The organism is Streptomyces sp. NPDC021080 (assembly GCF_044333225.1).
GTDB lineage: Bacteria > Actinomycetota > Actinomycetes > Streptomycetales > Streptomycetaceae > Streptomyces.
In genome coordinates this window covers 188971-212941 of sequence record NZ_JBIRQM010000014.1, presented here as the reverse complement: position 1 = coordinate 212941, position 23971 = coordinate 188971, and the positions used below count along the sequence as shown (strand labels likewise).

The window sequence follows — 23971 nt, the reverse complement described above, 5'->3', positions numbered from 1 at the left end:
TCGTCATGAGGCAGGCCGTAGGCTGCCGTTGATCAACGCCGGGGCCAGGAGTACGGGGTCGGGGGGACCAAGTCCGATGAAGAGCGCAGCCGAGACCTTCCAGCCGCTGGAGGCGGAGGATCCGCGTCTGGTGGCCGGTTACCGCATCGCCGCCAGACTCGGCGCGGGCGGCATGGGCCGGGTCTATCTGTCCCACACGCGCGGTGGCCGGCCGGTGGCGATCAAGGTCGTACGGCCCGAGCTCGCCGACTCACCCGACTTCAGGCACCGGTTCCGCCGGGAGATCCAGGCGGCCCAGCGGGTCCGGGGCGCCTACACGGCCGAGCTGATCGACGCGGACGCGGACGGCACACCGCCCTGGCTGGCCACGCTGTACGTGCCCGGTCCCTCCCTGTCGGAGGTGGTGGCCCGGCGCGGCCCACTGCCGGTGCAGGCGGTGCTGTGGCTCATGGCGGGGGTGGCCGAAGCGTTGGAGGCCATCCACGGCGCGGGCATCGTGCACCGCGACCTGAAGCCGTCCAACGTGCTCCTGGCCGCGGACGGGCCACGCGTGATCGACTTCGGCATCTCGCTGGCCTCCGGCATCACCTGGCACACGGCTACGGGCGCCGCCATCGGCACACCCCAGTTCATGGCACCCGAACAGGCGTCGGCGAGTGAGGTCACCGCCGCCACCGACGTGTTCGCGCTCGGGCAGACGGCCGCGTTCGCCGCGTTGGGGGAACCGCTGTACGGGGACGGCCCGTCGGTCGGCGTGCTCTACCGGATCGTGCACTCGGAACCCGACCTGTCGCCGCTGCCCGAGCAGATACGGCCGGTGATCGCCCGCTGTCTCGCCGCCGATCCCACGGAGCGGGCCACTCCCGCGGAGATCGTCCACATGTGCCGGCAGCGACTGGGCCGGGACGCGGACGACGGCGCGGGTCCGGCCGTCTGGCGGGACATCACCGGCCCGGAGATGACGGTGCCGGCTCCCGTGCCCGATCCGACCCCGGTGCACGCCATGCCGTTGATCGTCTGGCCGCAGGCGGCACTCCCCGTACGGCCCTCGTCGCCGCGGCGGCGCGCCGCGCGGTTCGCGGCGTTCGGCGTGGCGATCACGCTGTTGTTCGCGGGGCTGGTGTACACGATCGTGGAAGGGGCTGAACAGTTCCGCCGGATCGACGCGCTCGCCACGTCGACGTCCACGCACGGTGCGTCCCCGAGGACGTCGGCCCCCGCGAAGGGATCGGGGACCGTGTCCGGCGCGGACCGCCGGACGCCTGGGCCCTCCGACGCCCCGGCGACCGCGTCCGCCACCCCGCTGCCCGAGGCGCATCCGCTCCAGTGGCTGGACGACAAGCACTCCCTGTACATCGAGCAGCCGGTCGACCGCGACGACGCCAAGGGCGACATCCGTTTCGTCTGCGACGCAAGCAGCTGCGCTCTGACGAGCGACACCAGTGTGATCACGATGCTGTACACCGAGAAGCCCGGCGCCACGCTCGACTCGTGCCGCATCGCCCTGGGCGGAGCCACCAGCCACCGTCTTCCGCTCGCCGCGGCGGCGGCCGGGAGCGAGATCTGCGTCAAGCACCCCTCCGGGGACATCGCGCTGCTCGTCATCCAGGTCAAGTCGACCGCGCTGGCGGACAAGGGCAGCTTCCTGACCGCTGACATGACGGTCTGGCGGGCGTCCGCCTGACCCCTTGCGGCGCGCTGCCGGCCCTGCCCGAGCCCTCAGCCCGTTCCGGGCGGCCCCTGCGGGGAGATCAGACCGCTCTCGTAGGCGAGTACGACGGCCTGTACGCGATCCCTCAGGTCGAGCTTCGACAGGATGCGGCCCACATGCGTCTTCACCGTGGTCGGGCTGAGGAAGAGGCGGTCCGCGAGTTCGGCGTTGCTGAGGCCGGTCGCCAGCAGCCGGAGCACCTCCAGCTCGCGCGGGGTCAGCCCGGACAGATCCCGGTGAAGACCGGTCCGCGGCGACTCCTGGCGGTGCGCGAAGCGCTCGATCAGCCTGCGGGTGATCGTCGGCGCGAGCAGCGCGTCGCCGGAGCGCACCAGGCGGACGGCCGCCACCAGGTGCTCGGGGGTGACGTCCTTGAGCAGGAAGCCGCTCGCGCCGGCGGTGAGCGCCGCGTACACGTAATGGTCGAGGTCGTACGTCGTGAGGATGATGACCCGGGTGTCCTCTGAGCCGTCCGGGCCGCTGCCGAGGATGCGCCGGGTGGCCTCGATGCCGTCCATCCGCGGCATCCGGATGTCCATGAGGACGACGTCGGGCCGGGTGCGCCTGACGGCGTCGACCGCCTCGGCCCCGTCCGCCGCCTCGGCCGTCACCTCGATGCCGTCGGCGGCGAGGATCATCCCGAAGCCCGTACGGACCAGGGCCTGGTCGTCCGCGATGACGGCGCGCAGGGCGGGCCCGTTCACACCGCCTCCCACGGGATGCGGGCCGTGACCTGGTATCCGCCGGCGGGCGTCGGCCCGGCGGCGAGTTCGCCGCCGTAGAGCGCGAGCCGCTCGCGGAGCCCGATCAGCCCGCGGCCGTTGCCGTCCACCGGAGGAGAGCCCCGGACGGCCCCCGTGTCGCTGACCTCGATCTCCAGCCAGGAGTCGGCGAAGCCGATGGTGACCCGCGCGCCGGCGCCCGCCGCGTGCTTGATCGTGTTGGTGAGGGCCTCCTGGACGACGCGGTACGCCGTGAGTTCCACCCCGGGAGGCAGCGGAGCGGGGGGCAGCGACACCGTCAGACCCACCGGTGTCCCGGCGGCCCGCACCCGCTCGGCGAGGGCGTCGAGCTGACCGAGGCCGGGTTGGGGTTCCAGGCCGTCGGCGGGGGTGTCGGCACTCGCGTCCGGGCCCGCGAGCAGGCCCATCACATGACGGAGTTCCGCCATCGCGGCGCGGCCCCCGGCCTCCACCGCCAGCAGCGCCTCCTTGGACCGCTCCGGGGCCGCGTCCATCACCTTGCGCGCCGCGCCCGCCTGTATGACCATCACGCTCACATTGTGGGTGACGACGTCGTGGAGCTCGGCGGCTATCCGGGCGCGCTCCTCCTCCACGGCCCGGCGCATGGCCTTCTCCTGAGTCTTCTGCAGGTCCGTGAAACGCTTGCGGCTGGCCTCCAGCCGTTGCCGCCCGAGGCGGACGAGGGTGGCCAGCACCCCGACGACCAGGAGCACCACGGCGGGACTGGACCAGCCGGGAAGCATGGGGTCCGTGTCCCGGAACGCGACACCCGCCAGCACCGCGGCGGCGATCAGCGCGGCCAGGGACCGCTTCCGGTAGCGGCTGTGCGCCACGGCTCCGTACGCCGCGACACTGCAGGTCAGCACGTTGATCCAGGAGACGGCGTCACCCAGGGCCAGCGCGGCGGCGGCGATCACTCCGAACGCGAGCAGCGGATACCTGCGCCGGGCCACGAGCGGCAGAGCCGACAGCACGACCAGGACCGAGGGCGCGGAGGACCGCGGGTCGTACGTGTCCCCCGGGCCGGGGGCCGGAGGCCGCACCGGGTACGGCAGCCCGTCCCGGCTCACGGACACGGCCCGGGAGCTGATCCGTACCGGCCCGTCCCCGGGATAGCGCGTCGCCACGACCAGCGCGATGACGGTCAGTACGAGTGCCAGCACCACGTCCAGGCCGACCGCCCGCCGGGACAACGGGGCGTGCTCGCCCTCCGGCCGCATCGCGTCGCGGACATGCGCCCACCACGTCCCCGGCCGCAGTAGGTCGCCCGCCCGCTCTCGCCAGTGGCCGGCCCGTTCTCGCCCTGTGCCCGCCCACGACGCGTCGCGCGGCCGCCCGTACGGGTCCTCCTTCTCCATCCGCACATTGTGCGGTCCCGCGGCACAGGCTCACGTCCACCTGCGTGACCAGCCCGTCTGTCCGTCAGGCGTACTCCTCGAGGATGACCCCGTGGCCGGGTCCTCCGCGGGGAGGGCCGTATGTCGGTGCCACGGCCGACGCGCTCCCGAGACGCCCGCCCGTACGTTCACCTGGCCCGCACCGGGCATCGACTCCCCGACCCACGAAGGACACACACCCATGACTCACGTGATCGAACTGGAGGGCGTGGCCAAGCGGTACGGCGGCGCCGACACCCCGGCGCTCGGACCGGTCGATCTCGGCGTGGCCCAGGGCGAGGCCCTGGCCGTGACGGGGCCGTCCGGCAGCGGCAAGTCCACGCTGCTCAACCTCATCGCCGGTCTGGACCGGCCGAGCGAGGGCACCGTGACCGTGGCCGGGCAGCGCGTCGACCGGCTGAGCGAGCACGCGCTGGCCCGCTTCCGCCGCGAGCGGATCGGCATGGTCTTCCAGTTCTTCAATCTGCTCGACGACCTGACCGTCGCCGACAACATCCAGCTTCCCGCCCAGCTCACCGGGACCGCCCGGCGGGCGGCGGCGTCCCGTGCCGGAGAGTTGATGGAGGTGCTGGGCATCCAGAAGCACGCCCGCGCCTACCCGGGGCGGCTGTCCGGCGGCGAACGCCAACGGGTCGCCGTGGCACGGGCGTTGGTGAACAAGCCCGCCCTGCTGCTCGCCGACGAGCCGACCGGCGCGCTGGACACCGCGTCGGGGCAGGACGTACGAGAACTGCTCGTGGATCTGCACCGGGGAGGGCAGACCGTCGTCCTGGTCACGCACGACCTGGAGCTGGCCCGGGCGTGCGCGACCCGCACGATCCACCTGGTCGACGGCCGGGTCGCCGTCGACACGCACGCGGAGGCCGTCCGATGATCCGGTTCGGCAGCGGTGCCCTCGGGCGGGTCGTGCGCTCCGGGGTCGGCAGACGACGTGTCCAGACACTGGTGATCGCCGTGGCCACGATGATGGCGGTGGCCTCGGCCGTGGTCGCCGGTTCCCTCATGGTCGCCACGAACGCGCCCTTCGACCATGCCTTCGCGAAGCAGCACGGGGCCCACCTCACCGCGGAGTTCGACCCGGGCCGGGCGAGCGCGGCCCAACTGGCGGGCACCCGAAGCCTGGAGGGGGTCACGGCGAGCGCGGGACCGTTCCCGTCCACGACGATCAAGCCCGTGGGACCGGACGGCGGACACCTGCCCGCGCTGACCCTGGTCGGACGGTCGGGGCCGGGGAAGGACGTGGACGCACTGGACCTGAAGTCGGGCCGGTGGGCACGGAAGTCCGGCGAGATCGTCCTGTCCGCCTCGTTCGCCGGCCAGTTCCTCCCGCTCGGTGAGAAACTCAAGAGTTCCGACTCCGCGGACGCCCAGACGCTGACCGTCGTCGGCTTCGCGCTGTCGGCCAGTGGGACCGCCGAGATGTGGGCGACCCCCGCTCAGGTCAGGTCCCTCGCCACCGGGGAGAGCGTCCTCACACACCAGATGCTCTACCGCTTCGACTCCGCGGCCACGAAGGCGCAGATCACCGCCGACCGGAAGAAGCTCGCCGCCGCCCTGCCCTCGGGGGCGCTGGTCGGCACCCAGTCGTGGCTGGACACCAAGCACGCCACCGACCAGGGCGCGGCGGCGACGATCCCGTTCCTGCTCGCGTTCGGCGTGCTCGGCATCGTCATGTCGGTGATCATCGTCGGCAGCGTGATCAGCGGCGCCGTCGGTACGAGTCTGCGCAGGATCGGCATCCTCAAGGCCATCGGATTCACCCCGCGTGAGGTCGTACAGGCTTATGTGGCCCAGGCGTTGATCCCCGCAGCGGCCGGCATCGCACTCGGCGTCGTCCTCGGCAACCTGCTGGCCGTGCCGCTGCTGAACGACACCGAGTCCGTGTACGGCACCGTGTCGCTCTCCGTGGCCTGGTGGGTGGACGTCGTGGTGCCGGCCGGCGCGTTGCTCGTGGTGGCGGTCGCGGCGCTGGTGCCCGCGCTGAGGGCGGGCAGGCTGCGTACGGTCGAGGCCATCGCCGTCGGCAGGGCGCCACGCACCACGCGCGGACAGTGGGCACACCGGGCCGCCGGACGGCTCCCGCTGCCGCGCCCGGTGACGTACGGCCTCGCGAGTCCCTTCGCGCATCCCGTGCGTGCGATCGCCATGGTGCTGGCGGTGACCTTCGGGACTGTGGCCGCGACGTTCGCGGTGGGACTGACGCAGTCCCTCAACGCGGTGGCGAGCGCGCAGGACCCCGAGGACCGCGCCGATGTCACCGCCGTCACCGGGGCGGCCGGGCCGGGCCCTGGTACCGGCCGGGTGCAGAAGGCGCCCGCGGCCGGTGCCGAGCGCGCGCCCGCCGCTTCGGGGTCGAACGAGCAGCAGCCGTCGGCCGATCCGGCCGCGGTGCGTGCCGCGATCGCGAAGCAGTCCGGCACCGCCGCGTACTTCGGCACGGCGACGGGCGACGCCACGGTGGCCGGGGTCTCCGGCACCGTCCGGGCCACCCTCTACCAGGGTGATTCCCGCTCCGGCAGTTACGAGATGATCGCCGGGCACTGGCTCTCCGGGCGGGGCCAGGTCGTGGTGCCCACCGGTTTCCTGGAGCGGACGGGCGACCGGATCGGCGACACCGTCCGGGTGACCTTCGAGAAGGAGACGGTGAGCCTGCGGATCGTCGGCGAGGCCTTCGACACCGCGAACGACGGCATGCGGGTCCACGCGGATCTCGACAGCTTCACCAAGGCGAAGCCGGAGGCCTTCCACATCGAGGTCAAGTCGGGTGTCTCTCCGGCCGGTTACGCGCAGAAGCTCGCCGGGGTGGTCAAGCCGCTGGGCGGCGACGCCTTCGCCGAATCCGCCCCCGAGGGCGAGAACATGATCGTCCTGCTGGAGGCGATGGCCGCGCTTCTCACCCTCATGCTGGTCTCCGTGGCAGGGCTCGGCGTCCTCAACTCCGTCGTCCTCGACACCCGTGAGCGCGTCCACGACCTGGGCGTGTGCAAGGCGCTCGGCATGTCCCCGCGGCAGACGGTGAGCCTCGTGCTCGCCTCGGTGGCCGGGATCGGCGTGGTCGGCGGACTGATCGGCGTCCCGGCCGGGTTCGCCCTGCACGACTACGTGCTGCCAGTCATGGGACAGGCCGCGGGCACCGGCCTGCCGCCGTCGGTCCTCGATGTGTACGACACCTGGCAACTGGTGCTGCTGGGCCTGGCCGGGGTGCTCGTCGCCCTGCTAGGCGCGATGGTCCCGGCGGGATGGGCGGCCAAGGTCCGCACGGCCACGGCGCTGCGCACCGAGTGACGGACGGGCGGCCGACGCCGTGCGGTGTCCGCCGGGACACGGGGGCTCGAACCGCACGGCGTCGGGGCGAGGGGCCGGTCGAAAGCGCGGCGGGAGAGGGGGTGTCGCCGACCGCGCGCCGGTCGGGCCTCCGCTGCGGCACGGCCCTGGCGCATCAGGTGCCGCCGATGACAGGATGGCCTCCATGAAGATCACCAGAAAGGCCCGTGCCGCGTAGACGTCCGGGCGCGATCCGCGCCGCACGGGAGCGTCGACCACCCCAGTGGGCACGCGAGTTGCCTCCCGTCGACCGTCTGTCGCGTGACGCGAGCGCCGCGATCCACTTGCTGGAGCACGGCGGTCAGCACCACGAGGTCCAGCCGGGGTGGACCGCGCATTTTCTCTACAGCTACCGGCAGTTCCTGCGGCAGCGCGGTCGGAAACTGAGACTGACCGCATCGGAGTGCCCGGCCTGTCCCGGGTGCCAGTACGACGATGTCGCCGTGGTCCGCGACGGGCTGGAGCACATCACGGGCGTGCTCCCGCTCCCGGCGCGCACCGAACTGCGACAGTTACTGGCGGGCCTCGACGCGGAGTTCCGCCGCAGGACACTTCCCGATCCCGATCCGAGCCATTGGGTGGACTGGAGCGGAAGCCCGTATCCGTGGTGGCATCGACGGCTCTACGCCGGAGGATGAGGACGACGAGACCCGGGCCCCGGGCTGTCGGCGTCCAGGTGACGTGGACCTGGTGCGGAAGACCGCGTACCGCTCACGCGGAGGGCTCGTTCCGGGTCCGCAGCCACTGCCGGGCGGCAGACAGCGTCACCGTGCTGTCGTCACTCCAGGAACAGACCTCGAGCCACGACAGACAACCGCCCTGGGTGAACACGACGACCTCCCCGGGACACTCCCCGGACTCGGTGAAGAGGGAGGCCTCGGCGGCCACGACGGTGCCGGTCCCGGCCGCCGCCGGCGCTGCGGCGCTCGTATCGATGTCGAAGTACGCGGTGCCGCACCCGCACGTGCAGCGTTCGCGCACGCGGACGTGCGGAAGCTGTGCGCGGAGCGCGAGGTGAACGGGATCGTCCGTGCCCAGGACGGCGTCGAGCACCTCGGCGACATCCGCGGGAAGGGTCTCCACCATGCTCTGACCGTAGTCGACCCCGGTGCCGGTCCGCTTCTCACCGTGCCAGGGTTTCGGCACGGTCCGGTGATGTCCGACGCCGCCGGCGCCCGGAACCGGGCGACGACGCGTCATGCCTCGTCGAAGCACAGGCAGAAGGGGTGGCGGGCCGGGTCGAAGAGCATCCGTCGTGCGTGGCCTCGGCGGCGGCCCGGGTCAGCTGCAGGTGAGCAGGCCCGCCTTCTGCTTGGCGTTCAGGATGCGGTGGACGCTCTGGCTCACCTGCGTGCGGAAGGTCGCGCTCTGCGTCATCCGGTTCTGGACCGCCTTGGTCATGGCCGGGATCAGGTTCGGTTCGACGGTCAGGACCACGTCACCGCCCGCGGAGATGAACTTGACCGCGCGGTCACCCGGTGCCACGGCCTTCACCGCCACCGCGTTGCCCAGGTCGTCCGAGATGACCACGCCCTTGAAGCCCAGGTTGTTGCGGAGCAGCGTCTGGATCACCTTCGAGGAGAACGCGGCACGGTTGTTCGGGTCGATCTTGCTGTACGTGGCGGAGGAGATCATGACGAACGGCGCCCCGGCGTCGATGCCGGACTTGAACACCGTGACGCTCGGGCTCGTGCTCGTCGTCACCGTGTCCACGACGCCGGCCGTGGTGTCGGTGTTGCCCCGGACGTAACCGAGCCCGGGGAAGTGCTTGAGCGTGGCCAGCACCCCGGACTGCAGGGAGCCCGCGAGGAACGCGTTGCTGTGGGGGGCCACCACCGCGGCGGTATGACCGAACTCGCGGTTGTACTTGCCGATCGGAGCGTTGGCCGTGCCCAGACTCGCGGGGACCACATCCGCGACGGGCGCGAGGTTCAGGTTCACCCCGGCCGACTTGAGCTCCTTGGCCCACACGGCGGCTTCGCTGCGCAGCTTCGTCGTCGTCCACGTTCCCTGCGTCAGCGCGCTCGGTATGGTCGAGAAACCGGGGCCGGACAGCACCTGCACCATTCCGCCCTCCTGGTCGGTCGAGACCAGAAGGCCGACACGATGCCCGGCCACGGTGTCCGCCTTCGCCTGAAGACCGTCGACAAGGGTCTTGGTCGCGCTCGTCCCGGCCTTGCTCCGCCCGGCGAGGAACACCGAGCCGACGTGATACTGGCGCATGAGGGCGATCCGCGTGCTGTCCGGAGCGGACGGTGTCACCGAGCCCATGAAGAGCTGACCGACGCGTTGCGCGGCCGTCATCGCCGAGTAGGTCCTGTCGGCACAGGTGGACGCCGCGGCCTTGGAGGTCGCGGCGGACGGGTCTATCGAGGCGGCCTGCGATATCGCGACGCCTCCCACTCCGGCCACCGCGAGAGACGCCACGAGCGAGGACGCGAGCCAGACACGTCGGTTGATGCCGGAGCGACGGGTGGACGACCGGTGCGATGCCATGTGGATACTCCGAGAATGCCTGCTGCGGACCGCTTTCGTCTTCAGCGGGAGGTCAGTTGCTGTGTCCAGGGTACCTCCGGGTACATGGGCCGAGCCCGGCCGCGCGGGGACGCCTTTCGAGGGGCCGGGGGCGCGCGACCAGGGCCGTCGGCCCTGACGCCGCAGGGCTCCTGGCGCGGAAGTGGACGGGAGTGCGTGACGCGGCGAGAATGTGTGTGAGGCCCGCGACCGGTGCGGCCCGCGGTGGCCACGGAGACGATCGGCCTTCCGTTAAGGGACGTTCCAGCCGGCGATGAACGGCTGCTCGCCCTCGGTGGCCAGGAAGCCGAGCGTGCCCGGGTGCGGATGGCCGAGAAGCCGGCTCGCGGACGCGTCGAGCCCGAGCCAGCGCACGGCGAGGATGCGCGCCAGATGGCCGTGTGCGACAACGGCGACATCACCGTCGCTCAGCAGCGGCCGGATCCGGTCCAGCACCGCGTCCGCGCGTGCGGCCACCTGCTCGAGCCGTTCGCCGGGACGGTCGGGGCCGCCGGGGACGACGCCGTCGCGCCACAGGTCCCAACCGGGCCTCGTTTCCTGGATCTGGGCCGCGGTCAGACCTTCGTAGCCGCCGTAGTCCCACTCCATCAGGTCGGGATCGGGCCGGACTCCGATCAGGCCCGCCAGTTCGGCCGTCCGCAAGGCGCGGCTCAGCGGGCTGCTGAACACCGCGACCGGAGAGTGCCGGGCCAGCCGGGGAGCGAGCGCCTTGGCCGTGACCTCGCCCGTGGCGGTCAGCGGCACGTCGGTACGGCCCGCGTGGCGGCCCGAAAGGCTCCACTCGGTCTGGCCGTGCCTGATCAATATCAGTTCACCCATGGCCCGGCACGGTATCGGGCCGTGACCTGAGGCTGCCCCTCCTGGACCCGAGGCTGCCCCTCCTCGTGTTCACCGCCACCGCCACCGCCACCGCCCGCGCCTTCGGCGACTGCCGCTGACCTGTCACTTGAGACGACCTCATAAAGTTCGGACATGTCAGTTTCGCCATACCTGCAAGAGATCACGTCCTCGAACCTCGAGGCCGCTGTCGGCCTGAGGGTCCGCCCGGACCAGGAACACCTGGTGGATCCCGTGGTGAAGTCGCTCGCCGAGGCTTACGTGCACCCCGGGGTCGCCTGGCCCCGTCTCATCTGTGCCGACGACGAGGTCGTCGGGTTCCTCATGGCCTTCTTCCGCATCGACTGGACCGGTGGCGGCACCGACTTCCGCTCCGGGCTGTGGCGTCTGAACATCGCGGAGGGGCAGCAGGGCCGGGGTTACGGACGCTTCGCGGTGGAGTCCGTGGCCGCCGAGATCCGGCGCCGGGGCGGTACGCACCTGACCACCACCTGGCACCCCGGTGAGGACGGTCCGGTGGGCTTCTATCGCAGCCTCGGATTCAGGCCGACCGGAGAGACCAGCGGCGGTCAGACGGTGGGCGTGCTCGAACTGGACTGAGGCAGCCGGCCGGGGCCCCGGACCGTCGGCCCCGGACCGCCGGCCCCGGCGGCACCCGGATCAGGCGCCGTTCGGATCGGGCGGCGTTCGGATCAGGGTCGGTCACCGGCGGGCCTGTGCGGCCGGGCAGGGCACCGCCTGTCGGTTCGAAGCGTTAGCGTCTCGCATGTGGTCGAACATGATGCGCTGTGTGCTGTCCGTGATGCCTACGATGCCGCCGCTCCCGAATATGCGCGGCTGTTCCGGGGCGAGTTGAGTCAAAGGCCCTTGGACCGGGCCATGTTGAGTGTCTTCGCCGAGGTCGTCGGGGCCGACGGGCGAGGGCAGGTCGCGGACCTGGGGTGTGGGCCGGGGCATGTCACCGCCCATCTCCGTGACGCGGGGCTTGAGGTGTTCGGGATCGACGCCTCACCGGTGATGGTCGAGCTGGCTCGGCAGACCTATCCCGGACTTCGGTTCGAGGTGGGCTCGATGGGCGCGCTCGACATCGCCGACGGCGTGTTGGACGGCGTCCTCTCCCGTTGGTCCATCATCCACACGCCGCCGCACGAACTCCCCGGCATCCTGGCGGAGTTCCATCGCGTACTGGCGCCCGGCGGCCACCTTCTGGTCGGCTTCTGGGGAAATGACGACCCCTCACATCCGACCCAGGTCTTCGACCACGCCGTCACGGCGGCTCATCGCTGGTCGCCCGATCACCTTTCCGCGCTGCTGCGCGAGGCCGGGCTGGGCGAGGTGGCCCGGATGGCGCGCGAGCCTCAGCCCACCGACCGGCGGCAGTTCCAGGAGATCCATCTGCTGGCCCGCAAACCTCTGGTGGAAACGCCGGCTTGACGGATCATCAGTGTGTCGTGATGCAGAAGGGGTGTCCCGCCGGGTCGGTCAGGACGCGGGCCTTGGAGCCGTGGGGCTGGTGGTCCGGCTTGCCCGCGCCCAGTTCCAGCAGCCGGGCTTCGGCCGTGTCCAGGTCTTCGTCCACCGTGAAGCAGAGATGAAGCTGCTGGGGGACGGTCTGGCCGGGCCAGCTCGGTGCCCGGTGGCCGTCGACCCGCTGGAAGCCGATGAACAGCCCGTGCTCGCCGTCGAGTCCCGCGAAGTCGGGGTTCGATCTCGGGTGCGGTTCGAGGCCGGTGGCCCGCTGGTAGAACGCCGCCAGCGCGAGCGGGTCGGGACAGTCGAGCGTGATCGCGGCCAGTTTCATCTGTGGGGGCACGGTTGCTCCGGTGATGCTCGGCAGGTCGGCGGGATCCTCGTCAGGACCCCTGCGGGCTCCGTAGCGTGGCAGGGGCGGTGAGGACCCGCACATGATTAGCATGAGCATGTCGGAATCGTCATGCTTGATCGCCGGCGCCGGAGTGTGGGGTCGGCCCGATCGCCCTGGTCTCGCCCTCGTGGCGGGGACCGGAGGTCTGACCCCGGGGGCGAGCAGCCGTCCGGCTTCCGGTTCCCGGCACGGTCGACACGGCCCGCCCCGGACCGTCCGGGCGCTGCATGGGGTCGCCGGGCCCCGCGGGCGCTGTCCGGCGGATCAAGGAGCGCTCCGGACCCTGTCCACGGCGGCGGTGTGGCCGGTTGCACATCCGGTGCCGGGGAGGGAAACGGCCGACTCCGAAGAGCCGCCTCTTTGTGGTCTGTTGGGCCCGAGGGGGACCCGGGGAAGCGCCGCGCGCCCGTCCGGCCGCGGCCGGACGGGCGCACGGAGGGGCCGCCGGCGTCCCGAGCTGGACAGGAAGGGGCCGTGAGGCCCGTACACTCGGCAACCGCCTCCGTGTCCGGCGCGAGGCCCCGAGAGGAAGGACGCGTTGTCCGTGTTCCAGGAAGCCCCGATCTACCGCCAGCTCGTCGCGGAGCGCGGTGACGTCCCCGCGCAGGTCCGAGGTGAGGCCGAGCGGATCAAGAGCGACCTGCAGCGGGTGATGCCGCCTCTCCGGACTTCGGCGCCCGCCCCGGCCGAGCCCTCCTGGTCCGGTGCCCCCGTCGGCCTGGCGCTCCCGCCCGGGACGCAGCAGGGCTGATCGGCCTCGCAAGACCGACCCTGCCCCCGGCCGACTCGACCGCAGCCCGGAAGCCGACGGCTTCCGGGACCGGGACGAACCGGACCTGTGTGGCCGCCGGTCTTCGCAAGCCACTGGCGCGGCTTCCTTCCCGTGTTCAGCGCACCGGGAAGCCGAACGTGCGGCCCTGCTCCTTGAGCCAGGGCAGGACCTGGCGCAGCGCCTCCACGGTCTGGGAGCGGTCGCCGCCCGCGTCGTGGAAGAGGAGCGTCGGGCCGTTCGGCAGCTCCCGCTCGACGGTGGCGACGACGGCGTTCGTGCCCGGCCGTTCGAAGTCCTTGGAGTCGACGTTCCAGCCCAGCGGGCGCATGCCCCGGGAGGCGGCCAGCTTGCGGCTGTACGGGGTGAAGGCCCCGCCGGGCGCCCGGTAGTACTGGGGTCGTACGCCCCCGGACGCCTTGGTGATCATGCGTTCGGCGTCGAGTATCTGCTGCGACTGGTACGCCTCGGACTTCGTGTCCATGGTGGTGTCGTGCGACACCGAGTGGTCGCACAGCCGGTGTCCGGCCGCGACCACCTTCTTCACCAGGTCCGGGTGGGCCTGCGCCTGCGTCCCCACCATGCAGAAGGTGGCCTTCACCCCGTACTCGCGCAGCACGTCCAGTACTTGAGGGGTCCACACGGGGTCGGGGCCGTCGTCGATGGTGATGTTGACGCCCTGCGCCCCCTTGTCCGAGGCGTGCACGATGGTCACCGCCACCGGTTTGACACGGTCCGCCGTGGCCGACGCGGACGGGCGGGGCGATGAGGGGTGCACGGCACCGGCCTGCGCGGTCCACACCGAGGCCCCGGCGGCCAGCAAGGTCACCCCGAGTGCCGCCCCGGCCACCTTGCCGTACCAGCCCCGCTTGCTGCCGTGCCGTGCCATGTCCGCCCCGCTCTGCCGCAGTTACCCGGTCGCCGTCCGACCAACTGGCAGGACGAGCGGCGGCGGCCGGGGGATCCGCCTGTTACAGATCACGGACAATTCCGAGAGAGAACGCGGACACTCGGCGAGCGGCGACGCCCTGGCGACCGGGCGCCTCCCTCGGACGGCATGAGGCGCGACCATCTGTCAGCAGGCCTGTTCCCAGGGCGAGTTGGGCGGCAAATACCCCCTGCTACGGTGGGCCGATGTCATCCGTCAAACAGTTCCAGGTCACCTTCGACTGCAAGGAACCCGAGCGCGTCGCCCGCTTCTGGTGCGAGGTCCTGGGGTACGTCGTACCGGCGCCGCCGGCCGGGTTCGCCACGTGGGAGGAATTCGAGCTCTCGCGGCCGGCCGAGGACCGGGGTTCATGGTTCGTCTGCGTCGATCCTTCCGGGGTCGGCCCGCGAATGTACTTCCAGCGCGTTCCCGAAGGCAGGGTCGTCAAGAACCGGGTCCATCTCGACGTGCGGGTCGGCACCGGACTCGTGGGTGAGGAACGCCTGGCCGTGCTCGAGGCCGAATGCGCACGGCTGGTCGCGCTCGGCGCGGTGCACGTGCAGACGCTGTACGCCGATGACGAGAACGAGTCCTGCATCCCGATGCAGGACATCGAGGGCAACGAGTTCTGCCTCGACTGAGGGGCCGCGTCCCGGACAAGTCCGGTAAGTCCGGCAGGTGTGGCGGTCGGTGACGACGCCCCACTGCCGACCGACAGTCGCGGAAAACCTGACCGTTATCGTGGTGTGATCACGGCCGTCCGGCGTTCGTACGGAGGGTCGTGGTCCGCCCGCGGGGCGCCGGCCCGGCGAGGTTGAGCAGCGGCGGATCCGGTGACTCCCAGGCCCGGCACGCGAGTTCGGATCTTCGTACCCGATCCGACGGAAGAGCCTCTGTCCAGCAGCTCCCGGTCGTCCCGCCGCCGGGACCGGTCCGAGCCCCGCGGATCCGGAGAAATTCCTGTTCACAGGCCTTTCGCAAAACCTTCACACTGCCCTATGTTCTCCAACCATGCCCGTAGCCGATGATCAGCGCGGCGGCCGTCGGCTCGCGCGCGCAACGTCCCTCACCACCGTGGTCGTCCTCACGGTCCTCAGTACTGCCCTCGGCTATGCCGACGGGACCGGACTGTTCGCCCCGGAGAACTGGCTGGACGCGGGTTTCCTGCCGGACAACGCCACAAGCCCCGCCTGGGCCACGGTGGTGTTCCTGCCCCTGCTGATCGGTGGCGCCGCGCTGGCCGTCCACCAGGTGGTGCGTGCCGCGGCTCCCGCGGCGAGGGCGCGGTGGGTCTTCGGTGCCGTCTGGGCGAGCCTGGTCCTCGTGGCGTTCCTGGCCAAACTGGCCTACAGCGTGCTGCTGCTGGCGGTCGCCGGACCGAGCGGGCTGCACATCTTCCCGACAGCGGGCGCGTTGCTCGGCGAGTGCGGTCTCACCGGTGCGAAGTACGCCGTGTTCGGGCCGCTGGTCGCGGGCCTGTCGGCAGCCGCGTACCGGATCGGCGCCTGGCGCCTCCGCCGCAAGAGCGGCGAGGCCGCCCGGGCGGGCGAGGGTCCCGAGGCCGGCAAGTCGGCCGAGAGCCCCGAAGGCGGCAAGTCGGCCGAGGGTCACGAGGCGGGTGAAGGCGGCGAGCGCGTCGCGGAGGCTCCGGGTGCCGACCTCAGCCAGATCGCCGGGTTCGCGTGGCTGCCCGCCGGTGCCGCCGTCGCGCTCCACGCGGGCACCGGCATGTTCTCCTGGGCCGCCGGCCCGATACCCGGCGGACTCGGGGTGGCCACGCTGGTCGCCGGGTCCGCGGCGGTGCTCGCCGGTCTCGGGCTCTGGCGCCGGGTGGTGGCGCCCCGACTGACCCACGCCGGTACCGGGGCGACGCTGTGGTCGCTGGCGACGACGCTCACCGCGGCGGGCGCTCTCGGGTTCGTGCCCCTGTGGATCCTCGACGCCTGCCTGAACGGACTCGGCGGGGCCCTGTTCCCGGTCGCGTCCGCGCTCACGCGGGTCGCGGAGGGCGTGACCGCGGGCGTGTGCGCGGGCATCGTGTGCGTGCCCTGGGTCGCGGAACTGGCCTGGAGACGCCGAAGGGAGCCCGCGGTCGAGCGCGGCGCCCTCGCCGGTGCCGTCCGCTGGGCGCCGCCGGTCGCGATCGCCGCCGTGCTGGCGCTCGCCGCCGGCACCCTGGCACCGGGAACGGCGACAACGGTCGCCGCCATCGGCGCGCCGAAGCAGGCCGCCACCGGCGACCGCGACGAGCTGCTGCCGCTGACCGTCCTGCGCCGCGAGGGACAGGACCCGGTGATCGGCGACAGCACGGGCCGCCAGGTGCTGCTCCGCGGCGTGAACGTCAACCAGCTCATCGACTACGGACAGCCCGACCCGGCCAAGCCCACGGTGTGGCCGCTGAAGGACTCCGACTACGCCCTCATGGCACGGTACGGGTTCGACGTCCAGCGCCTCGCCCTGTCCTGGTCGGCCCTGGAGCCGAAGCGGGGCGTCTTCGACGAGGGATATCTGGCACGGGTGCGCACCGCCGTCCACCAGGCCGCCGCGCACGGGATCCACACCGTCCTCGACATCCACCAGGACACCTTCTCGAAGTACGTCAGTGCCGCGCCCGGAACGCGATGCCGCGCCAACGCCTCACCGGAGTTCGGCAACGACGGCGCCCCGAAGTGGGCGACCCGCACCGACGGCGCCAAGGCCTGCGGCTTCCTCGGCCGCGACCTCGCGCCCAACGTGCAGCAGGCGTTCACCAACCTCTACGACGACACCGACGGCATCGGCACCGAGTTCGCCCGCATGTGGGGCCACCTCGCCAAGACGTTCGCGGACGACCCCGCCGTCGCCGGCTACGACCTGCTCAACGAGCCCGGTCCCGGCAACGCCCCGGGCGTGACGTCCTCGATCCTGCTCGGACGCCTCTACCAGCAGGCGATCACCTCGATCCGGACCGCGGAGTCGAAGGTGCCCGGCAGCTTCCACCACCTGGTGTTCTTCGAGCCGTCGATCCTCTGGTCGGGCCTGGGCTTCGACACCACCCCGCCGGCCGGGTTCTCCGACGACCCCCTGCTCGTGTTCTCGCCCCACCTGTACAGCGAGTCGATCACCATGGACCAAGGCCTGGGCATCACCCTGACCTCGATCGAGCAGGGCTACACCACCGCCGAGCGCACCGCCCGGGCATACGGGGCACCCCTGTGGTCGGGCGAGTGGGGATGGTTCGGGGAACCCGACGACTTCCGCTCCCGCTTCGGCCGTTTCCTGGACCGGCAGAACACCGACATGCTCGGATCGGCGATCTGGGTGTGGAAGAAGGCCTGCGGTGATCCCCAGAACGACCCCGCGGCCACCACCTCGGGCGGCGGCGTCGTGCTCTCCACCTGCCCCGAGGGCAAGCCGCTGGCGAGCCCGGCCTTCGAGACCACGGCGCTGTCCCAGGCGTACCCGCGCAGCGCTCCCGGGCGTCTGAGCTCCCTGCGGTCCTCCACCACCGAGCGCGACCTGCGGCTGTCGGGCTCCGGGACGGGCACCCTGGACGTGTGGGTCCCCGGCCCGGTCCGCCCCGAGGCCACGGGCCGTGGCCTGACCGGCATCCGGATGGCGCAGCAGCCCGGCGGCTGGCGGCTCACCGCGCACACCTCCGGCCGTTACACGCTCCGCGTGGCGTAGCGGCCTCCGCCGGCCGGCCCACCCCTGGGGTGGGCCGGCCGACGGCATCGGGCACCGCGCGCGTCGTACGAGCCGCGTGTCGCATGAGGCACGCGTCGCACGGGCACGGGTCAATCCGTGGTCCAGCGCCGGAGTTTCTCGGGGTTGCGCACCACCCAGATGTGCCGGATCCGGTCGCCCACGACCTCGAACGCGAGCACCGTCACGGTGACGCCGTCCTGCTGAGCCACCAGGCCCGGCCGGCCGTTGACGGTGCGTTCCAGGAGCAGCATGTCCGCGGGGCTCCGGCGGGCGAGCTCGGCCCAGGCGTGCGCGATCCGCTCACCGCCCTCGATCGGGTGCAGGAAGGTCGCGGCGAGGCCGCCGCCGTCGGCGACCGCCGTGGCGTCGGGGTCGAGCAGGCCGACGAGGGCCTCGATGTCCTTGGCCTCCCACGCCTTCTTGAAGGCACTGACGACGTCGGTACGCCGGCCCGCCGAGGTCGCGGAAGGCCGCGCGGCCCGGACACGGCGGCGGGCCGAGGAGGCCAGCTGGCGGCACGCCCCCGGCGTACGGCCGACGATCTCGGCCACCTCGGCGAAGGAGTGGCAGAAGACGTCGTGCAGGACGAACGCGACACGCTCCGCCGGGGTCATCGATTCGAGCAGGACCAGGAACGCCAGGCTGACCGACTCGTCCAGGGTGACCCGGTCCGCCGGGTCCACGGCCGCACCTCCCTGCCGCCCGCTGACCCACTCCGCGCCCCCGGGCAGCGGCTCGGGGATCCATTCACCCACGTACGTCTCCCGTCGGGCCCGTGCCGAGCCGAGCACGTTGAGGCAGACGCGGCCGGCGACCGTCGTCAGCCAGGCGCCGGGGGACTCGATGGCGTCCTGCTGCTGCCGGGACATGGCGTACCAGCGGGTGTACGTCTCCTGGACGGCGTCCTCGGCCTCGGTCAGGGAACCCAGCAGCCGGTAGGCGAGATTGATCAGGTGACGCCGCTCGCTCATCACCGCGTCCAGGCCCGGATCGTGCCGGTCGTGCCCTGAGTCGGATCGGGTGGTCATGGTGCCGACAGCTCCCTCGGTCGCATGTGTTCTCACCGGTACGACAGGACAGCGCACCGGAATGTGAGGCCGGAGGGGCACCTCACATGGGACCCGGCCGGAGCCGCGCCTCACATTCCGCGGGGCTGCGTTGTCGAACAGGTGAGACCGGCACATCATCCAGCGGACAGGAAGACCGGAGACATCATGACTGCCTCGACACCGACGACATCGACGGAACAGGCCACGCCGTTCACCGCCCCGGCGACCGACGGGCGACTGGAACGGGTGGCCACCGCACTGAAGGAGAGGAACTTCGACGTCGAGATCCTCGACGACGCCGCCGCGGCACGGGCCCGCGTCAAGGACCTGATTCCCGAGGGCAGCACGGTGTTCACCGTGGCCAGCGAGACCCTCCGTCTGTCCGGTATCGGCGCGGACATCAACGACAGCGGGCGGTACGACTCCGTCAAAGCACGCGGGCTGGCCATGGACCGTGCCACCCAGATGGCCGAGATCTGGCGGATGCTCGCCTGCCCCGACGTCGTGGTGGGCAGCGTCTGCGCGGTCACCGAGACCGGCTCCCTCGTGGCCGCCTCGGCCAGCGGAAGCCAACTGCCCGCCTACGCCGGCGCCGCGCCCCGCATGATTCTGGTGGTCGGGGCGCAGAAGGTGGTGCCCGACCTGGAGACCGCGCTGCGCCGTATCGACGAGCACTGCGTCCCGCTGGAGGACGAACGCGCCAGGCAGGTCTACGGGGTGCCCAGCGCGCTCAACCGCCTCCTCGTCCTCAACGCGGAACCCCACCCGGGGCGCGGCACCGTCCTGCTGCTCCGCGAAGCGATCGGATTCTGAAGCACCAGGCACCTTCCGCGGTCACGTCGTGCCGGTCACCCCCGGGATGCCCGGCGTGGCGGGTGCCGTCTCGGGCCTCTTGGCCAGCGATGACACGGCGTGGTCGAGCGCGGCGTACCGCGCGTCGAGGGTCTCGTCGGTGGCCGTGTCGTCCGCGACCGCGGTCCTCGCCTCGGCGAGTGTCTCGGTGAACGCCTGCCACGACGCCTCTGTGTAGCGGTCGTCGTCGAGGTCCGCCACGGTGGCGACCAGGTACTCCAGCCGCAGTCTCGGGAGCGGGACCAACTGTCCGGCGGCGAGGGTGAGGCGGCGGGTCTGGGCGTCGACTTCGAGCTGGGTCGCCGCATCGGCGTCGACGAGCGTGCGCGCGGCGGCGAGTTCGCGCCGGTACACACCGAAGTCGATCGTGTCGTAGCGCTCCGCGTGATCGGACGGTCCCGCGTACCGGTCGATCGCCTTCAGCAGGGCGGACTTGTCCGTGACGGCGGGTGAGCCGACGTGGTCGAAGGTGATCCGGCCCAGGTTCGCGACGTAGGGGTGCGAGGAGTCCGGGGTCGTGACCAGCCGCAGGTGGACGGAGTGTGTGCCGGAGATCGCCCTGGGCAGCGTCAGGTTCGTCGTTCCTCCCGACGACCACGTGGCTCCCGTGACGGGCAGCGGGACGGTCGCGTACGGCGCACCGGGGTCGGCCGGGTCGAAGCCGTCCAGGTAGAGCTGGACGGCGGAACCGGTGCCGCAGCGGGCGGAGTTGTTGACGTAGGTGAGCGTGACGGTGTTCTCGGGGGTGTCGCCGAAGTCGATGTTCCCGTAGTCGAGCCAGGCTCCGTCGTAGGTGCCGCCGAGGTCGGTGGTGGAACCCGAGCCGCTCCAGCCGACCGGTTCGCTCTTGAGGCCGCCGCCACTGCTGGAGCGGAACGCGGTGGCGTCGAACGCGACGGAGGTGTGCGGGTCCTCGTCGATGGTCAGCGCGTCGACGGCGTGGTGCAGCGTGTCGTCCGCGGCCATGATCGTGCCCGTCCCGGAGGCGGTGTCCGCGAGGACGGTCCGCGCCCGTTCGAGCGCCGCTCGGAACACGCTCCACGAGCCGGCCGAGTAGCTGCCGGCGCGCACCAGCACGGCCTGGTCCACGAGTTCGCCGAGCGTCTTGCGCTGCACGGCGGCGGCAGAGAGGAGGAGCGGGTCGGTCGGGGAGGTTCCGGTGCCGTGCACCGTCCGGGCCCGCACACCGTGGGCGAAGGCCGCGTCCCGGAACGTGATGCCGAGGCGCGCGTCGACCTCGGCGCTGCCGGTGAGCGACAGCGTCGCCGTACGCGACCCGTCGACACGGAGGTCCGCCGTGACACCGCCGGGCAGGCCCGTCACGGTGGCCGCCCCGGTCCTCGTGAGGCTGGTTCCCTTGCGGGCGGCGAACGACGCCGGTCCGGTCAGGGTGAGGTGCACACTGCCGTCGACGGTGCCGTCCTGAGAGGCGGCGACGGTTCCCGGGCGGGCGGAGACGACGGTGTCGCCCTTGCCCGGTGCCGTACCGCCGCCGCCCGTGCCGCCGGTGTCACCCGAGTCGGTGTTCAGCGAGTACGCGGGTTTCGTGCGCGAGCCCCACCCGGAGGGCCGTGAACCCATGGTGAGGTCCAGGGTCCCGCCGGAGACGATCTGCGCATAGTCGAGCCAAGTGTTCGACAGCCGCGCGTTGTTGAGGGTGGCCTTCTGTACGTAGTAGTCGTCTGGCGACACCCCGTCGGCCTTCACCGTGAACCGGGCGCCGTTCGCGTAGCGGATCGTCGTGGAGTCGAAGAACGGGCTGCCGATCTGGAACTGGGCGGCACCGGCGGTCACCGGGAACAGGCCCAGGGCGGCGCCGACGAACATGGTCGACATGGTGCCGGCGTCGTTGTCCATGGTCGGCAGGAAGCCCTTCGGGGAGAGTCGGTAGACCCGGGTCCTGACCGGCGGGCGGAACTCGCCGCCGGAGCTGGGGACTTCGTTCGAGGAGCCCGTCGCGATGTAACGGTTCCAGGTGGTGCCGGTGTAGATGGCGCGCACCCATTTCTGCGTCAGGCTCGGCTCGCCGACGTAGTTGAAGAGGTACGGGGCCTGCAGGTCGATCTCGTTCGCGTTGGAGTGCAGCATGGCCGAGCCGTCGTCGGCGTCGGAGTCCTCGCCGAACATGTGCTCCACGGCGACCCTGGCCGCCTTCGCGCCGCCCATGGCCGCGATGAGGCCGCCCATGTCGTAGGCGTCGTACCAGTGGTACTGCCAGAGCGTGCCCTGGTAGAGGCCGGCCGCCTCGAACTTCTCGTGGTCGGCGCTCTGCCAGTCACCGCCCGCGGCCCGCGGGGTGAGCAGACCCACCTCGGTGCCGTCGGCCGCGGTCCAGGCGCCGGACTTCACGAGGTGGTCGATCGCCATGGTCGACTGGGTACGCAGTGTCTTCGCGTCCGCGTCCTTGCCGAGCGCGTCCGCCACGACGGACAGCGCCCACTGGTCGTAGCCGCGCTGGACGGTCGTCCCCGGATCGCCGGCGATGTAGCCCTGCCGCAGCTGCGCCTCCGTGTAGTACCCGGTGTACGCCATCAGCGCCGGGTACGCCTCGTCGAGCCGGTCGAAGTTCTTGTAGCCCTTGGAGAGCGCGTCGGCGACCAGCACGGCCGAGCGCTCCCAGCGCACGGTCGGGACCGAGTGCGTGAGCTTGCCGATGGACGTGCCGGAGGCGTGCGTGTCGGCGAAGAGCGCGATGAGCGACTGCACCATGTCCCGGTAGCCGGCCGGGTCGATGTACGCCTCGACGGAGTACTTGCGGAAGTCGTCCCAGGTGGACCAACCGTCGTAGTACGTATAGCCGTTCGTCTTGTGCACCGCTCCGTCCGCGCCGCGGTAGGTTCCGCTGGTGCTGGTGGCGTTCATCGGCAGCGCGTACATGCGGTACAGGTGCGTGTAGAACTCCTCGGTGAGCGTCGACCCGGGGTCGGACTTCGCGGAGGCGTGCACGTCGACGGCGCCGAGCGCGCGGTTCCAGTCGGCGTGCGTCCGCGCCCGCGCCTGGTCGAAGGTGAGGTGGCCCACCTCGCTGAGCTGGTCGGCCGCGGCTTGTTCCGCGCTGATCGGCGACAAGGTGACGCGCAGTTCGACGGCCTTTCCGGCGGACCTGTCGAACCCGAGGACGGCGCCGGTGTCGGACCCGCTGCGTGTGGTGGCGTCGCTCAGCCTGCCGTCGTCGCCCCAGCTCTTGAGGGAGGTCACCGGGAGGTTCGTGGTGGCGTCGTAGTACAGCTGGTACGAGGCGCCGTTGAACGACCCCGCGACGATCCCCGTGATCGAGGTCGTCCCGTCCGGGAGCGTGGCCGCCTTCAAGGTCGAACGGGTGCGGCCGGTGAAGTTGTTCGCCAGGTCGAGGACGAGTTCGGGGTCCGACCCGGCGGGGAAGCCGTACCGCTCCAGCGCCGTGCGCGTCGTCGCGGTCACCTCGGCCTCGACGGTGCCGGAGTCCTGCGTCACCGACGACCCGGTTCCGGAGACGGCCCCGAGCCCCACCCGGTAGTACCCGGGCGTCGCGGTCTCGTCGTCGTGGCTGTACGCGTGGGCGTACGTGCTCGGCGCGGGGCGCTTGTCGTATCGGACGGAGGTCGGGACGACGAGCAGGTCGCCACCGCCGCCCGAGCCGCCGACGCCGTCGAGGTCCGTGGCGGTGAACCCGGCTATGTGATCCTCGTCGTAGTCGTACCCGGAGTGGTTGCGGCCCGGCGTCGTCATCGGATTGACCTTGGCCAGACCGTGCGGCGCCTGGGCACCCGGCAGGTCGTTGCCGTCGTCCCCGGCGGTCGACACGAAGGGGTCGACGAGCTTCGTGTAGTCCGTCCTGCCGGATGTCTTACCGGACGCCGTGGATGCCGTGGACGCCGCGGACGCGGTGGCGCCGGGCAGTGCCGCGGCCGTGCCGCCACCCGCCGGAGCGGTGAGCACCAGCGCCCCGGCGAGCAGCGCGACGACCGTCGCGCGCAGCGGCCCGTGACGCCGGCGGGCGGTCCTCGGAAGGATCACGGGGTGCAAGCGGGGGCGGGATCTGATGGGCACGTGACCTCTCCAGCGTTGCTCATGCTCACGCACGGTCCGGCCTCATGGAAGACAACGTTGTCGGCACGGAATGCCGGGCGCGTGCGACCAGGGTGATACGGAGGTGGACACACAGGATGGCATCCGTGCGCCGGATTGCACCCTGTCGTGTTCACGACCGACCGCAATGAGACAGGGAGAAGGCGTACGGCGGGCGAACGGCATGCGTACGGCGGACACGTACCGGACGCCGCGAAGGCGACGTAC

The 23971-nt window shown here is 71.7% G+C and carries 19 protein-coding genes; 10 read left to right on the top strand and 9 right to left on the bottom strand.

Going from position 1 to position 23971, the window contains the following annotated elements:
- Window positions 1-76 precede the first annotated feature (76 nt).
- Entirely contained in the window at window positions 77-1684 is a 1608-nt protein-coding gene (locus ACH4S8_RS31665) for a serine/threonine-protein kinase (RefSeq protein ID WP_398400110.1), read from the top strand.
- A 35-nt stretch (window positions 1685-1719) separates the two neighbouring features.
- On the opposite strand, the gene ACH4S8_RS31660 is transcribed toward ACH4S8_RS31665, so the two are convergent.
- Both ACH4S8_RS31660 and ACH4S8_RS31655 read right to left on the bottom strand, forming a co-directional pair.
- Window positions 1720-2415 (bottom strand): response regulator, encoded by a 696-nt coding sequence (locus ACH4S8_RS31660; RefSeq protein ID WP_398400108.1) that lies wholly within the window; start codon window positions 2413-2415, stop codon window positions 1720-1722.
- On the bottom strand, window positions 2412-3674 hold the full coding sequence (locus ACH4S8_RS31655; protein WP_398400263.1) for a sensor histidine kinase: 1263 nt from the start codon (window positions 3672-3674) through the stop codon (window positions 2412-2414). Before ACH4S8_RS31655 ends, ACH4S8_RS31660 begins: the two co-directional genes overlap by 4 nt.
- 358 nt (window positions 3675-4032) lie before the next feature.
- On the opposite strand from ACH4S8_RS31655, the gene ACH4S8_RS31650 reads away from it, so the two are divergent.
- The 3 genes from ACH4S8_RS31650 to ACH4S8_RS31640 all read left to right on the top strand — a co-directional run bounded on the left by ACH4S8_RS31650 (window position 4033) and on the right by ACH4S8_RS31640 (window position 7813).
- Entirely contained in the window at window positions 4033-4725 is a 693-nt protein-coding gene (locus ACH4S8_RS31650; RefSeq protein ID WP_398400106.1) for an ABC transporter ATP-binding protein, read from the top strand.
- A complete protein-coding gene (locus ACH4S8_RS31645; RefSeq protein ID WP_398400104.1) occupies window positions 4722-7136 on the top strand; it encodes an ABC transporter permease in 2415 nt (804 codons plus the stop codon). Before ACH4S8_RS31650 ends, ACH4S8_RS31645 begins: the two co-directional genes overlap by 4 nt.
- 206 nt (window positions 7137-7342) lie before the next feature.
- Window positions 7343-7813 (top strand): hypothetical protein, encoded by a 471-nt coding sequence (locus ACH4S8_RS31640; protein WP_398400102.1) that lies wholly within the window; start codon window positions 7343-7345, stop codon window positions 7811-7813.
- 73 nt (window positions 7814-7886) lie between these two features.
- Here ACH4S8_RS31640 and ACH4S8_RS31635 read toward each other — a convergent pair whose 3' ends face one another.
- The 3 genes from ACH4S8_RS31635 to ACH4S8_RS31625 all read right to left on the bottom strand — a co-directional run bounded on the left by ACH4S8_RS31635 (window position 7887) and on the right by ACH4S8_RS31625 (window position 10529).
- Entirely contained in the window at window positions 7887-8261 is a 375-nt protein-coding gene (locus ACH4S8_RS31635) for a hypothetical protein (protein ID WP_398400100.1), read from the bottom strand.
- A gap of 195 nt (window positions 8262-8456) precedes the next feature.
- Window positions 8457-9671 carry a glycoside hydrolase family 3 N-terminal domain-containing protein gene (locus ACH4S8_RS31630; protein WP_398400098.1) on the bottom strand — a complete coding sequence of 405 codons (1215 nt, stop codon included), beginning with the start codon at window positions 9669-9671 and terminating at the stop codon, window positions 8457-8459.
- A 270-nt stretch (window positions 9672-9941) separates the two neighbouring features.
- Window positions 9942-10529 carry a histidine phosphatase family protein gene (locus tag ACH4S8_RS31625; RefSeq protein ID WP_398400096.1) on the bottom strand — a complete coding sequence of 196 codons (588 nt, stop codon included), beginning with the start codon at window positions 10527-10529 and terminating at the stop codon, window positions 9942-9944.
- Between the two features lie 153 nt (window positions 10530-10682).
- On the opposite strand from ACH4S8_RS31625, the gene ACH4S8_RS31620 reads away from it, so the two are divergent.
- Both ACH4S8_RS31620 and ACH4S8_RS31615 read left to right on the top strand, forming a co-directional pair.
- Window positions 10683-11147, top strand: coding sequence for a GNAT family N-acetyltransferase (locus ACH4S8_RS31620; RefSeq protein WP_398400094.1), 465 nt, complete (start codon window positions 10683-10685; stop codon window positions 11145-11147).
- A gap of 168 nt (window positions 11148-11315) precedes the next feature.
- Window positions 11316-11981 carry a class I SAM-dependent methyltransferase gene (locus ACH4S8_RS31615; RefSeq protein WP_398400092.1) on the top strand — a complete coding sequence of 222 codons (666 nt, stop codon included), beginning with the start codon at window positions 11316-11318 and terminating at the stop codon, window positions 11979-11981.
- 7 nt (window positions 11982-11988) lie between these two features.
- Here ACH4S8_RS31615 and ACH4S8_RS31610 read toward each other — a convergent pair whose 3' ends face one another.
- A complete protein-coding gene (locus ACH4S8_RS31610; protein ID WP_398400090.1) occupies window positions 11989-12360 on the bottom strand; it encodes a VOC family protein in 372 nt (123 codons plus the stop codon).
- 595 nt (window positions 12361-12955) lie between these two features.
- On the opposite strand from ACH4S8_RS31610, the gene ACH4S8_RS31605 reads away from it, so the two are divergent.
- The gene (locus ACH4S8_RS31605) at window positions 12956-13162 is read left to right on the top strand and encodes a hypothetical protein (protein WP_398400088.1); all 207 of its coding nucleotides are present in this window, start codon (window positions 12956-12958) and stop codon (window positions 13160-13162) included.
- A 136-nt stretch (window positions 13163-13298) separates the two neighbouring features.
- On the opposite strand, the gene ACH4S8_RS31600 is transcribed toward ACH4S8_RS31605, so the two are convergent.
- A complete protein-coding gene (locus ACH4S8_RS31600; protein WP_398400086.1) occupies window positions 13299-14069 on the bottom strand; it encodes a polysaccharide deacetylase family protein in 771 nt (256 codons plus the stop codon).
- A gap of 245 nt (window positions 14070-14314) precedes the next feature.
- On the opposite strand from ACH4S8_RS31600, the gene ACH4S8_RS31595 reads away from it, so the two are divergent.
- Window positions 14315-14749, top strand: coding sequence for a VOC family protein (locus ACH4S8_RS31595; RefSeq protein ID WP_398400084.1), 435 nt, complete (start codon window positions 14315-14317; stop codon window positions 14747-14749).
- Window positions 14750-15119: 370 nt separating this feature from the next.
- A complete protein-coding gene (locus tag ACH4S8_RS31590) occupies window positions 15120-17774 on the top strand; it encodes a cellulase family glycosylhydrolase (protein WP_398400082.1) in 2655 nt (884 codons plus the stop codon).
- Window positions 17775-17884: 110 nt separating this feature from the next.
- On the opposite strand, the gene sigJ is transcribed toward ACH4S8_RS31590, so the two are convergent.
- Window positions 17885-18823, bottom strand: a complete 939-nt coding sequence (sigJ, locus tag ACH4S8_RS31585; RefSeq protein ID WP_398400079.1) for an RNA polymerase sigma factor SigJ — start codon at window positions 18821-18823, stop codon at window positions 17885-17887.
- A 186-nt stretch (window positions 18824-19009) separates the two neighbouring features.
- Between sigJ and ACH4S8_RS31580 the strand changes: the two genes are divergently transcribed.
- Entirely contained in the window at window positions 19010-19657 is a 648-nt protein-coding gene (locus ACH4S8_RS31580; protein WP_398400077.1) for an LUD domain-containing protein, read from the top strand.
- Between the two features lie 21 nt (window positions 19658-19678).
- Here ACH4S8_RS31580 and ACH4S8_RS31575 read toward each other — a convergent pair whose 3' ends face one another.
- Window positions 19679-23692, bottom strand: a complete 4014-nt coding sequence (locus tag ACH4S8_RS31575) for a glycoside hydrolase domain-containing protein (protein WP_398400075.1) — start codon at window positions 23690-23692, stop codon at window positions 19679-19681.
- Window positions 23693-23971: the final 279 nt, after the last annotated feature.

What these genes read in the sequence shown, in the direction of transcription:
- ACH4S8_RS31665 (WP_398400110.1), top strand. Translation starts at nt 77, where the DNA reads ATGAAGAGCGCAGCCGAGACCTTCCAGCCGCTGGAGGCGGAGGATCCG.
- ACH4S8_RS31655 (WP_398400263.1), bottom strand. Translation starts at nt 3,674, where the DNA reads ATGCGGCCGGAGGGCGAGCACGCCCCGTTGTCCCGGCGGGCGGTCGGC.
- ACH4S8_RS31650 (WP_398400106.1), top strand. Translation starts at nt 4,033, where the DNA reads ATGACTCACGTGATCGAACTGGAGGGCGTGGCCAAGCGGTACGGCGGC.
- ACH4S8_RS31645 (WP_398400104.1), top strand. Translation starts at nt 4,722, where the DNA reads ATGATCCGGTTCGGCAGCGGTGCCCTCGGGCGGGTCGTGCGCTCCGGG.
- ACH4S8_RS31635 (WP_398400100.1), bottom strand. Translation starts at nt 8,261, where the DNA reads ATGGTGGAGACCCTTCCCGCGGATGTCGCCGAGGTGCTCGACGCCGTC.
- ACH4S8_RS31630 (WP_398400098.1), bottom strand. Translation starts at nt 9,671, where the DNA reads ATGGCATCGCACCGGTCGTCCACCCGTCGCTCCGGCATCAACCGACGT.
- ACH4S8_RS31625 (WP_398400096.1), bottom strand. Translation starts at nt 10,529, where the DNA reads ATGGGTGAACTGATATTGATCAGGCACGGCCAGACCGAGTGGAGCCTT.
- ACH4S8_RS31620 (WP_398400094.1), top strand. Translation starts at nt 10,683, where the DNA reads ATGTCAGTTTCGCCATACCTGCAAGAGATCACGTCCTCGAACCTCGAG.
- ACH4S8_RS31600 (WP_398400086.1), bottom strand. Translation starts at nt 14,069, where the DNA reads ATGGCACGGCACGGCAGCAAGCGGGGCTGGTACGGCAAGGTGGCCGGG.
- ACH4S8_RS31595 (WP_398400084.1), top strand. Translation starts at nt 14,315, where the DNA reads ATGTCATCCGTCAAACAGTTCCAGGTCACCTTCGACTGCAAGGAACCC.
- ACH4S8_RS31590 (WP_398400082.1), top strand. Translation starts at nt 15,120, where the DNA reads ATGCCCGTAGCCGATGATCAGCGCGGCGGCCGTCGGCTCGCGCGCGCA.
- sigJ (WP_398400079.1), bottom strand. Translation starts at nt 18,823, where the DNA reads ATGACCACCCGATCCGACTCAGGGCACGACCGGCACGATCCGGGCCTG.
- ACH4S8_RS31580 (WP_398400077.1), top strand. Translation starts at nt 19,010, where the DNA reads ATGACTGCCTCGACACCGACGACATCGACGGAACAGGCCACGCCGTTC.